The 11,880-nt window shown below is 34.7% G+C and carries 12 protein-coding genes and 1 pseudogene; 6 read left to right on the top strand and 7 right to left on the bottom strand.

The window, feature by feature from the left end; genetic code table 11:
* Positions 1 to 242 (top strand): hypothetical protein (locus K9V48_RS25195; protein WP_263432948.1); only part of this gene is annotated, 242 nt, incomplete at its 5' end.
* 596 nt (positions 243 to 838) lie between these two features.
* Here K9V48_RS25195 and K9V48_RS25190 read toward each other — a convergent pair.
* Entirely contained in the window at positions 839 to 1,879 is a 1,041-nt protein-coding gene (locus K9V48_RS25190; RefSeq protein WP_224141851.1) for a cytochrome d ubiquinol oxidase subunit II, read from the bottom strand.
* A 23-nt stretch (positions 1,880 to 1,902) separates the two neighbouring features.
* Positions 1,903 to 3,252: a cytochrome ubiquinol oxidase subunit I gene (locus tag K9V48_RS25185; protein ID WP_224141850.1), complete on the bottom strand. Its 1,350-nt coding sequence runs from the start codon at positions 3,250 to 3,252 to the stop codon at positions 1,903 to 1,905.
* A 639-nt stretch (positions 3,253 to 3,891) separates the two neighbouring features.
* Here K9V48_RS25185 and K9V48_RS25180 point away from each other — a divergent pair.
* Positions 3,892 to 4,146 (top strand): annotated as a pseudogene (locus tag K9V48_RS25180) (DUF2383 domain-containing protein); the annotation flags it as partial.
* A gap of 62 nt (positions 4,147 to 4,208) precedes the next feature.
* On the opposite strand, the gene K9V48_RS25175 reads toward K9V48_RS25180, so the two are convergent.
* From K9V48_RS25175 to K9V48_RS25165, 3 genes are read right to left on the bottom strand one after another with little or no spacing between them, the layout of a single operon-like run.
* Positions 4,209 to 4,679, bottom strand: a complete 471-nt coding sequence (locus K9V48_RS25175) for a FixH family protein (RefSeq protein ID WP_224141848.1) — start codon at positions 4,677 to 4,679, stop codon at positions 4,209 to 4,211.
* Between the two features lie 27 nt (positions 4,680 to 4,706).
* Positions 4,707 to 6,095 (bottom strand): PepSY-associated TM helix domain-containing protein, encoded by a 1,389-nt coding sequence (locus tag K9V48_RS25170; RefSeq protein ID WP_224141847.1) that lies wholly within the window; start codon positions 6,093 to 6,095, stop codon positions 4,707 to 4,709.
* Between the two features lie 12 nt (positions 6,096 to 6,107).
* A complete protein-coding gene (locus tag K9V48_RS25165; protein WP_224141846.1) occupies positions 6,108 to 6,680 on the bottom strand; it encodes a DeoR family transcriptional regulator in 573 nt (190 codons plus the stop codon).
* Positions 6,681 to 7,270: 590 nt separating this feature from the next.
* Between K9V48_RS25165 and K9V48_RS25160 the strand changes: the two genes are divergently transcribed.
* Together K9V48_RS25160 and K9V48_RS25155 are read left to right on the top strand one after the other, a co-directional pair.
* The gene (locus K9V48_RS25160; protein WP_224141845.1) at positions 7,271 to 8,293 is read left to right on the top strand and encodes an ROK family transcriptional regulator; all 1,023 of its coding nucleotides are present in this window, start codon (positions 7,271 to 7,273) and stop codon (positions 8,291 to 8,293) included.
* A gap of 54 nt (positions 8,294 to 8,347) precedes the next feature.
* On the top strand, positions 8,348 to 8,908 hold the full coding sequence (locus tag K9V48_RS25155; protein WP_224141844.1) for a sugar O-acetyltransferase: 561 nt from the start codon (positions 8,348 to 8,350) through the stop codon (positions 8,906 to 8,908).
* 320 nt (positions 8,909 to 9,228) lie between these two features.
* Here the strand turns inward: K9V48_RS25155 and K9V48_RS25150 are convergent, their stop codons facing one another.
* Both K9V48_RS25150 and K9V48_RS25145 read right to left on the bottom strand, forming a co-directional pair.
* On the bottom strand, positions 9,229 to 9,432 hold the full coding sequence (locus tag K9V48_RS25150) for a tautomerase family protein (RefSeq protein ID WP_035195477.1): 204 nt from the start codon (positions 9,430 to 9,432) through the stop codon (positions 9,229 to 9,231).
* 14 nt (positions 9,433 to 9,446) lie between these two features.
* Complete coding sequence (locus K9V48_RS25145; RefSeq protein ID WP_224141843.1) at positions 9,447 to 10,640, bottom strand: YbfB/YjiJ family MFS transporter; 1,194 nt, start codon at positions 10,638 to 10,640, stop codon at positions 9,447 to 9,449.
* A gap of 137 nt (positions 10,641 to 10,777) precedes the next feature.
* Between K9V48_RS25145 and K9V48_RS25140 the strand changes: the two genes are divergently transcribed.
* Positions 10,778 to 11,668 (top strand): LysR family transcriptional regulator, encoded by an 891-nt coding sequence (locus K9V48_RS25140; protein WP_224141842.1) that lies wholly within the window; start codon positions 10,778 to 10,780, stop codon positions 11,666 to 11,668.
* Between the two features lie 64 nt (positions 11,669 to 11,732).
* Positions 11,733 to 11,880: transposase (locus tag K9V48_RS25135; RefSeq protein ID WP_224141852.1), on the top strand; the 148-nt coding region annotated here is incomplete at its 3' end.

The following is an 11,880-nucleotide window of genomic DNA, read 5'->3' as shown; positions in this document are numbered from 1 at the left end:
ACCTTGCGTTAGATAAAAGAGTTGTTTGGACAAAAAGAAGGCTTGAGCCGTATGATGGGAAACTGTCACGTACGGTTCTTAGGGGAGTTAGGGGCAGTGATGCCCCTCGCTTACCCGACTTAACTAGATTTGTACAGAGTATTCATGTAATCCTTTGGGATCTTGTTCAATTAATGAGACAGTCTATTTCAACCAAAAAACCACCTGTACAGTGGTTTCAGGAGTGCTGTAAATTGGGATAATCGATTCATTATATGTTGGAAATTTTTATATGCACCAATTTATGTAAGTTTAATAGGATACATTAATACTAAGCTAAAGGATGGCTTTAGTAGAATAAGCAGTATAAAAGGACTTCCAATCGAAGATCCTTTTTACTGCTTATTAGAAGCTTTATGTTAATCACTTTGATCGTGATTCTGCTCTAGTTACTTTTTGTTGTAGCCTGTACATCAGGCGAAACGGTTAATGGGAAAGTAGTTTTACCTGAAGATATTCCTGATTTTGTTCAAGAAAGCGATTTTGAAAACATTGATTGGGAAAGAAAAGCAGTAGAATTCGGTAATAGAGGCATCATTGGAAATATGAAAACAAGTCAGGTGTTGTTGGTGATATATGTCCAGTTTAAACGGTCAGAAGTTGATGTGGCATCTTTGGGACGTTGACGATGTGGATTTAACAGTTATTGGATTTTATAAAGAAACCCAAACAGTTCACCAAATTTTAATGGGTGGACAAAACGTGCTCATGGTCCAAATAACGGTGCAGATGAGTATACATAAAAGAAAAAGGAGCAAATCTTTCTAAAAAGAAAAAATAAGCAACCTGTAAATGATTGCTAATTTTCACTTTGCTTTAAATAACGTTTATCCTTCATAAATAATCTCCAAAAGTATATGAAACCAGGAAACAAAATTAGGAATCCTATGATATATGTGATAAATAATGCTCTAAACGTATTTGGGTGTGTAAACCCAGACTGAATCGTGACATCAGGATAAATCATATAAGGTAGATGCGCCCTTCCGTATGCATAGCTAGCTAATAGGTATTGTATTGTTACTGCAATAACAGCTAATCTTGGGCGACCTATCCTACCTTTGTGGCGACCAGAGGGAATAACTAAGGCTGTTCCTGCAATAAAGAAAGTAATAACTGAACCAATCAGAAATGGTAAATAATTCATCATATTTGAATAAAGCCAATTTGCCTCTGTTCTTAATGTAATCATAATAAGAAAAGCCATAATAAGTGAAATCGGACCTAGTGTTAATGCATCGCGTCGATAAACTTTATAAGCATCTAACTCATCAGCTACATTTGAGTAGTCTGCTAACAATAACGATGAGAGAAAAAGTGTGCTAGTTATTGCAAAACCAATAAATGCATAAATGTTTGGACTCGTAAATAATTTTTCAAATTGAAGCTGATGAACACCATTTACTACTTCAATATACCCACCATGTGTTATTGGTAAGACGAGCATAAGAAGTCCTGGTATGATAAAGCCTGAAATTCCTGAAACATATGTAAGTGATTTTTCGTAGTCTTTTGCTACGTGTGAGAAAACTAAAAATCCACTTCTTAGTGCTAACAAAATTAAAATGAAACTTCCTGGGAGTAATAAGACCGTTCCTAAAATAAAAGTTGCACCAGGGAAAAAGCTGACAAGTGCAATGACAATTGCGACAATAAAAACATTTGTTACCTCCCAAGTTGGCGAAAGATAACGATTGGCAATGTTTGTGGCATTTGTTTTTTCTTTATTGATGTAAATCATTGACCAAAATCCAGCACCGAAATCCATAGTTGCCATTACTGCATATATAAATACAAACCCCCATAAGACTGTAATAGCTAATAAAGAATCTGCTGTCATAAGTAATCCCTCCTTTTTAAAAGTTAAATTTTCATACTGCTTTCACTAGAAGAATAATCTAATTCTTTTTCAACTGGATGGCGTTTAAAGTAGTATCTTAACACGAGTGAAACGGCCACAGCTAAAATGACATAGACAATTGAAAATAGAATAAACAGTAAACCAATCTGAGTAGACCCTGTTACAACATCTTCTGTTTTTAAAATTCGGTAGATTACCCAAGGTTGTCTTCCTGTGCAAGCAAAGATCCAACCAAATTCTATAGAGAGGATGGCTAATGGACCGGAAATCACAAAAGCCCACATTAATGGTTTCGGAAAATGAGGCCTTTTTAATATTTTGTTCCAAACAAATCCAACCATTGCTAAGAAAATTAAAAAGCTTCCGATTAATACCATTCCATTAAATAATGTATGTACAAATAGAGGAGGCCAATATTCTTCCGGAAAGTCATTTAAACCGATTACAGTCGTATCAAAGCTATTGCCAGCAAGAAAACTTAAAGCCCATGGAATTTCGATTCCATATTTTATTTCCTGAGTTTCTTTGTCTGTAAAACCGCCAATTGCAAGTGGAGCATAATCTTGAGTGTCAAATAAACCTTCTGCCGCTGCAAGCTTTTCAGGTTGATATTCATGAAGCATTTGTGCAGATTCATGACCGTTTAAAGCAGTTAATAACGAGAAGATCCCACCTACAGTTAAACCTAATATAAGTGCTTTGCGATGAAATTTGTAAACTCGGTCTTGACTGCGGTTCTTAAGCATTTTAAAAGCCGCAATTGAACTAATCATAAATGCGCCTGTCGTAAAAGCAGAAACAGCTACATGGCCTGCTGACACTAAGAAGCTAGGGTTGAAGAAAGCAGCCCATGGGTCTACATCAACAATTTCTCCATTATGAATGCGGAATCCAGTAGGTGTCCCTTCAAAAGCATGCACATTTGTAATTAATACAGCGGAAGCAGTAGCGCCAAATAGGACAAGAGAAACACTTAAAATTCTCATTTTCGGTGAAATCCGATCTGCTGCATAAACGTAGATTGACATAAATAAAGCCTCAATAAAAAAAGCGTAGATTTCTATTTGGAAGGGAAGGGACATAACTTTCCCAATAACCTCCATAAATCCAGGCCATAATAAAGATAGCTGTACCCCTGCTATTGTGCCAGTAGGGATAGCTACACCTAGCAATACAGCTTGTCCTTTTGTCCAACGATTAGCCATAATTGCATAATCTTTGTCTTTTGTTTTTTGATAAAGAAGCTCTGCACAAAGAATCATTAATGGAATTCCTACACCTAATGTTGCAAAAATAATATGAAATCCCATAGTTGTTCCGAAGAGAGAGCGGGCAATTACTAAGTCATCCATCGTGATCCGCCTTTCTTTTCCTTCTTTATGTTAATCTTCCTTTATTGTCCACATATTTCCATATAATATTCTTTATCTTTAAATTTGGACAGGGGTGAATTGACAGGGAAGGGATTGTTCACTAAATATAAAACATAATTATTACGTTTTATATTTAGGTTGAAAGGAGTAAGTTTTACGAAAATTGGGATTTTTCAATATACATTAAATTGTAGTTACCATTACACCCATAGTTAAAAAAAACCGATTTACTTTTAAACTAAGGAGAATCCGTTTATTAGTCATTTTCACTAAACATAATTGCTTCCCAAAACTTTCTCCATACTGTTAACGAGGTGGGAAAAATAATGATTGTACGTCTCGGTTATATTGCCTTGAGCATGGAACTAAAAACTCAATCTTATCGAAAAGGATGACTTTCGCCCAATTCTAGAAAATTGAAGATCGTAAGCTGCAATTCGCAAATTGAAAGGTATTGCGCTTTCGAATTCACAAAAAATTTCTGAGAGAAAGGATTTGTGTGGGGATTTATGGATAATAGTACGCTATGGAAAAATTGTCTTGTTTGGAGCTAACACAATAAAGGCAGGGATATTCTCTACTTTTGGGAAGATAATAGATGTAAAGGGGTGTTTTAATATGGCAGTTAACGATGTAGTAAAAATATTAAATGCCTTTTTAAAAGGTCAATATATGGGCATCCATGCTTATGAACATTGCATAGAGAAATTAAAGGACCCTAACATAAAGAAAGAATTTCAAAATATACAACAAGACCATAAAATTCATGCCCTGAAAGTAGCAGAAAGAATTCAAAATCTTTGGGGAATCCCAGTGGATAATGAGGGGATAGTTGGCTCAGTCCAAGGCTTTATAGGTCAATTCATGATTCCTCACTAAACAAATATTCATAAAAAATCCGGTTTTCAAATGAAAATCGGATTTTTTGAATAAATTTAATGATGATGTTCATGATTTTCATTTTGTTTTTGTAAACCTTTTTGTAAGAATTCTAACTCACTTTTAGAAATTTCCCCTACAATAAACTGTTTTTGAGGCATAATTATTGAACCATCGTTGCTTGCATGCACTTTTACATAATATAAACCATCACTGTCAAAGCTTTTACTTATACTATACGTTCCGTTACCTTCTTCCACAGCTTCTTCCATATTATATTTGACAGTACCGTCTTGTTTCCATATTTCAAAATGAACATAATCTGCGCCGTCAACCATTTTACCACCTTGAGTAAGAACAACCTCTATTGTCTCCTGCTTATTATCTGAGAAGGATTCAGGTATGACGATTTCTGATTCAAGAGGCTTTTCTTTTTTGTATAGATTAGCAACATCCTGTTCAAGTGAACATGCACTTAGCAATAGGCTGAAAATAAAGATAAAAGAAATACATATATTTTTTTTCACGGCAAAAGACACCCTTTACTTGTCGAATTATGCATTCATAAATTTCTTAACTACAGATATTCTCTGAATAATTAACCAGTCAATTAGCCGCACAACAATAAGTGACAAACCAACCAATGGAAACAAAATCCCCAAACCAATTAACAAGATTAGAAAGAGTTTCATTTTTTTTATACTTGGGGCTTTTGGTGCACCCATTTCTTTTTTCGGTTTACGTTTCAGCCATAAATAAAAACCACTAACTGCAACAAAAATGATGCCTAAACAAATAAGAAGGCTAATGAATTGGTTAACCAAACCAAATTGAGTACCTTTATGCAAGGTGATTCCCCAAGCAACTGTTTTTCCTATTAAACCGTAGTTATCATAACGATAATCAGCTAGAACTGCACCTGAATATTGGTCAATGTGAATAGTAGCTTCATCTTGTGCTTTGGGTGGAAAAGCTGATAATGTATAAACGCCTTCTTTTTCATTTGGAATGTTTACAGTATAACTTGGATGTATACCCTCACGATTCGCTATTGCAACCACATCATCAATTGAAAGTGGGATAAAACCTTGAATTTCTGACTTAGGCACATCTAGATTTTCAGCTGCCCAAGGGACATCTGCTATATCTTTTGTTTTTATGGTGGATGTTGGAGCACTACCTGACCATATAGAAGGTGGATAACCTGCACCAGAATTGGTAGCTAACGATTGGAAATTACTACCCCAAAAACCCGACCAAGGCAAACCTGTCATTATTAAAAAGAACATTCCAGCTGTTATCCAAAATGCAGGTACTGCGTGTAAGTCTCTTCTGAGAATTTTTTTTCCTTTTTTTAATCTAGGAAAAAGAACACCAGACAGACTTTGCTTCTTTCTTGGATACCATAAAAAAAGCCCAGTTACAATTAGCACTATTGCCCAACAAGCAGCCAATTCTACAATTCTATCTCCTAACGTACCAGCCATTAGTTCCCCATGAAATTCTTCAATTTTATCCATAATTCGATCTGCATTATTTAATTCTCCAAGAGACTTACCTGTATAGAGATCTATAAAGACTGTAAGAGACTCATTATTAGAAGTTATACTTACTTCGCTCGAACGCGTAGCGTTTTCTCCAGGACGATATTTTGTAACCTGTGCATCAGGGTATAGCTTCTTCACTTCTTCAATCTGCTGGGATGCTGGTATTTTATCTCCTTGTGGGTTAACCTCGTAATAATCTTGATAAAGTACTTGTTCAATCTGTGGCTTAAATAAATAGATAGAGCCAGTAACCGCAAGAATAATCAGAAACGGTGCAAAAATAACTCCAGCATAAAAATGCCATCTCCATACAGTTTTATATAGAGTGGCTTTTGTATGTTTTTCAGTCGATTCTTTTGGATTTTTGATTGTTGTTTCTACTTTTACAGATTCCATTCTTTTCCCTACTTACTTTTTATGGAAACAGCCATTACCGTGCATTTCTACAGTTATAGCTTGAATTGCTTCTTCAAAATGATATATTTCTCCACCAAATCCCATTTGAAACTGCTTAGCTTGTTTAATAGATTCAAAAGCAATCACTTGTGGTTGACAACAATTCAAATTTATATCTGCATTCAAAAGAAAGTTTGCCGTCTTAGCACTTATCGTTGTGTCTTTCAAAAAATCATGGCAAATAATTTGTGAGACGTCATTTTCTATATCTTGAAATCGAAGAAGCCCACAATGAGGACAACAAGCTTGCTCCACGTGTTGATTCTTTTTAATTAATTGAACAGACAGTCTTGTGTTTGAATCTTTATAACAATAAGAACAATGATTAGAAGAAGCATAGATTTTTGGAATTAGAGTAATTCCATTAGATGTTTTCAATACTTTCTGCTGATCTATTAAAGGTTTTAAATCTCGGTAAACCGTCATTTCGGACACTTCTAATCTTTTACTAATATCCGAAACACGCAATGTTTCTTCTTGTTCTAACCATGTTAAAATTTGTTGTTGTCGTTCGATTGGTAACATTTTTTCACTCCCCTTGTTAGATAATGATTTCAATCATACTCTTGATTACTTATAGTTAAAGACTATTTTATTTACAGGATACAGACAAGTGATTTCATGAAAAAATATGTGAAAAAATGTTGAATTGTAACATTGTTGACAATGATTATTTATAACATTCAAATGTGAGAAAAGAATGACGACTATTAAAGTCCCTTAAACAAACGTTTAAGGAAAAACTCTATTCAACTATAATTCACTTTGTCACTTGGCTCGATAATTAGCACTTAAAATAAGCGCAAATTATCGGTTAAATTGACACCTAATTTAGAGGTACTTTGAATATGTCTCAATAGGCTTTACTCTATTGATATTGTGAAAGAATGTACTTAAAGTAATGGTGCAGGATAGTTTAAGATTGAACCTTAATTTCGTATATCAAAAAATAGCCTATATCCGTTCTAATAAACAATGTTATTCTCATTGTTTTCGGTAATTTTATATGATATATTATCAACATCACTTATTAAAGAAGTTTAATAAGTTTTTTGTTCGATACTTATTAAACTTCTTTAATAAGTTTATTTTAATTATTGGTGGTGATGCTTTGAATGGCTACTCCAAAATCGATGAGGAGGGTAATCCTTAACAGTATTCGTAAATCTCTCTTAGAACTTGGAAGTGCTACAAAAGTTGAACTTAGTGATAAATTAGGAATTAGCTTCCCGACAATAAGTAAATTCTTAGCACAGATGGAAAGGGAAGGGGAACTTATTTTAGTCGGTCTTGATGATTCAAACGGTGGGAGAAGAGCAAAAAGATATACATACAATTCAGAGTATATGTTAGGATTGGCAATCTTTTTAGAGAGAAAAGAGACAAATTATATTGTTTTTAACTGTCTAGGGGAAGTGAAGGATACGGGAAAAACCTCTAGTGTATTAGTAGAAGATGATTTAAGTTCATTAACCAAGTGTATTGAAGAGATAATGGAGAAATATCCGAAAATTAGTTCTATAGCTATTGGTGTACCAGGTTCCGTTGATAACGGACGGATTTTTTATATACCAGGATACGAGCAATTTCAAAATTTTGATTTAAAAGGATACTATGAGGATCATTTTTCAATCCCTGTCGTAGTTGAGAATGATATGAATGCTGCTGTTCTCGGATTTCACAATAATAAGGGAATTAAGCACAATCAATCCCTTATATATTTGTATTCTGGTCAAAATGGACCAGGAGCAGGATTTATGATAAATGGAGATGTGGTACGAGGAAGTACATTTTTTGCAGGAGAAGTTTCGTTCGTCCCTCAGTATAATGACCGAAATTTCCAGCAAGCTTTGGAAAAAGGAAGTGGGCCTATAAACGTAACTATCTCTGAGGATTATCAGATTGATGCAATCAGTAGATTAGTAGCCTCATTTACAGCTATCATTAACCCACATACCATCATTTTTTGTAACGATGAAGTTGAAAATGCAATATTAGATAAGATTGCCATAGGTAGCTCAAAATATATCCCGTCAGAACATCTTCCAGACCTTACAATAAGTGATTGGAATCAAGATTATTTATATGGATTACAAAGTCTTGGACTTAACCTTATGCTTAATGGAACCAGCAATTAAAAATATCGGAAAATAAAATTGATTATCGAATATATTTGAAAGTAGGTCATTAAAATGAAAACGGAAAAAGAGAAAATGTTGGCTGGAGAAATATACAATCCTGCTGACCCAGTATTATTAAAGGAACGTGAGGAAGCAAGAGGCAAGGTTAGGATATATAATCAAACTTTAGAATCTGAAGGAGAAAAGCGAACAAAATTATTAAAGGAATTACTCGGTTCAACTGGAGAAAACTTATATATGGAGCCAAATATTCGTTTCGATTATGGTTATAACACACACGTAGGAGAAAACTTTTATGCAAACTTCGACTGCACCATTTTAGATGTTTGTGAAGTGCGATTTGGGGATAATTGTATGCTTGCACCTGGAGTACAAATCTATACAGCAACACATCCACTTAATCCTACTGAACGTAATTCAGGTAAAGAATATGCAAAACCGATTACATTTGGAAACAATGTGTGGATTGGAGGTAGTTCAGTAATAAACCCAGGAGTAAAGGTAGGTAACAACGTTGTAATTGCATCAGGTGCAGTAGTAACTAAAGATGTACCAGATAATGTTGTAGTTGGTGGTAATCCAGCTAAAGTAATAAAACAAATTGAAATATAATTTTATCTTCCTATTTTATTAATGGTGCGTTATCCAACAGGGATAACGCACCTTTTTGTTGAAATACTACTTAAACTCCCTCAGATAGATAATTTTTTCTCGTGAATGCTCGCTAATTCGCAGGATTTCAAACCACAAGTAAGAACTATAACGGATTAATGGAATGAGTATTGATACTAACGGACAGGTTTGTTTAAGTAGTGAATTTCTCTGAAACATAAGGCATATATGAAAAAGCAAAAAAGAAGAAGTAGCGTGAGCAATTTCCTCTTTTTTGCTTCATTATTAGTGGTGTTTATACACATCAAAACAACAATTTATTACTGACCATTTTTTCTACGAACAGTTATTGATTCTCCAGCAATGCCCCAATTATCAGTATCAACTTCATCAATAACTACAACAGTTGTATTTGGATTTTTACCTAATACATCAACCAGTAATTGTGTTGCTCCCTTAATAAGCTCAGCTTTTTTTTCTGGTGTAACATTCTCATTTGTAATTTTAATATTTACGTATGGCATTAAAATTCCCTCTTTCAATTTGATTTAATAGACGAAGTTTCTATGTTGGGCATTCGATCAAATCGAATACCGCTTACAAGTAACACTGCTCCAATGAATACTACGCTAGCTGCTCCAATCAAAGCTGAATTAAAACTTTGAGTATAAGATGATAGCATTCCAGCGATTGTTGGTCCAATCATTTGACCAGCAGCATAAATGGCGGTTAGATACCCAATGATTCGACTACTATTTGATGGACTCATTTGGCGTGCCAATGTTGTAGTGAGTGTAGTAATTCCCATAAACGTAGCTCCAAATAATAATGCACTTATAATTAAACCAGATTGGGTCAACCAGAAGACAGGTAGTGCAATACCAATGGATTGTAGAATCATCGAAAACACTAATGATTTTACAAACCCCCATTTTTTTGCGAGGGTTGACCAAATGATACATGAGGGAATCGCACCTAATCCAACAACCATCCAAACAAAAGTAGGGTCAATGCTAAAGATTGAGGTCTTTTCAGCAATCGATACAATAAATGTCCCTGTTACAATGTAACCTAACCCTTCTAGTCCATAGGCGATAATTAACCAAGGAAGCCATTTGAGGGGAGGTGCTTGTGTAATAACTATTTGTTCATCCTTTTTTATCATTGTGTTTGGGGAATCTTTGAGCCACAACCATACGAAGATAGTGAGAATTACGCTTACAATGGCTAGTCCTACCCATACACCTTCCCACATAAATAAATTGTTAAAACTCGGAATGAAGAGCGTTGAAAAAAAGATACCGAACCCCACCCCCGAATAAAATAAGCCTGACCAATTTGTTTTACCTGTAACAGCCAGTTTATCTAGGACAATACTGGAAGCTAAAACAAAAATGAATGCACTTGCGACTCCTGAAATAAAGCGAACTATAAGCATAAAAATGTAAGAGTGAGAAAGCCCCATCATGCACGTAGTAAAAATACTTACCACAAGGCTACCTCTTAAATAAAATGTTTTATGCTTTTTCAAAGGGAGAACTCCTGCTAAAATCGCTCCAATGAAATACCCTGCGTAATTGCTTGAAGCAAGGTAGCCCGCAACTACATCATTAAACGAAAGGGCATTTTGCATCAGTGGCAGAATAGGAGTATAAGCAAATCTTCCAATTCCCATCGCAATCATTAATGAAAAAATTCCCCCAATCAAAAATAGAAAAGAACGTTTATTCAATTTTTCACCTCCCAATTAAAATGATCTCTATTTCTATTTTTATCTTATCTGTTTTTTGCTATATGGTATAATACATAAAATTGATATGTAGGTATCGATTATTCAGATAGCAAAAGAAAGTGAAGAGGGGGATGAACATGGATTTACAAGCTTTAAGATTTTTTCAAGCAGTCGCAGAGTTAGGAAGTATCTCAAGGGCAGCCAGAGAACTAAATTATGCCCAATCAAATCTTACAGCTAAAATTCAGCAATTGGAGACAGAACTTCAAACAACGCTTTTCTATCGCCATAATCGAGGAACCTCTTTAACAGACAAAGGGAAAGTATTACTTTCGTATACGGATGAAATATTTAAACTTTTAGATGAGGTAAGAAACGTAATAAATGATGATCAAACACCAAAAGGTCCTTTAGTGATAGGTTCGATGGAAACGACTGCTGCAGTTCGTTTACCAATATTGCTTTCAAAGTTTCATCGTGAATATCCTGCTGTTGACCTTACGTTAAAAACAGGTCCAACTGAGCAAAATGTCCAAGGTGTTCTACAATATGAATTGGATGGAGCTTTTGTTGCAGGACCTATTGAACATCCTGATCTCACTCATAAAACGGTAATAGAAGAAGAGTTAGTGCTTGTAACGGATTCGTTCCATCAACCTTTGTCTTCTATAAAAGAGATACAAAATCGAACGATATTAGTTTTTCGTAATGGGTGTTCGTATCGGGCAAGATTTGAAGAATGGTTACATCATGAAGGAGTGATTCCAGAAAAAATAATGGAATTTGGAACACTTGATGGAATTATCGGCTGTGTATCTGCGGGACTAGGTATAAGCTTACTTCCTCGAAGTGTAGTAGACAAACATGTAAAAGATGATCTTATTATCCAACACTCAATTCCAAATCAATTCGGAAAAGTCAAAACCCTTTTCATTTATCGTAAAGATAAATATATGTCCACTTCTTTGAGGGAATTTATAGAAATGTTAAGTAATGAAATGGCATTAGTTAATAATGCATGGAGTTAGTATAGTTTCATGGACACGGTTTAGTTAACTCTCTATGATAGAAATAAGAGAGGAAGTGTCCGGGATGGAATCAAGAAATAAGCGCAAATATAACGACGATTTTAAGAAGATGGTGGTGGAACTTTATCACACTGGTAGCTCGGTGAGTACGTTAAGCAGCGAATATGGTGTATCTGAAGTCACAATTTATAAATGGATTAAAGCCTTAACCC

This window comes from Metabacillus rhizolycopersici (assembly GCF_020075705.1).
Note: the sequence above shows the minus strand (reverse complement) of the source record. Positions and strands in the feature narration are given on the sequence as shown.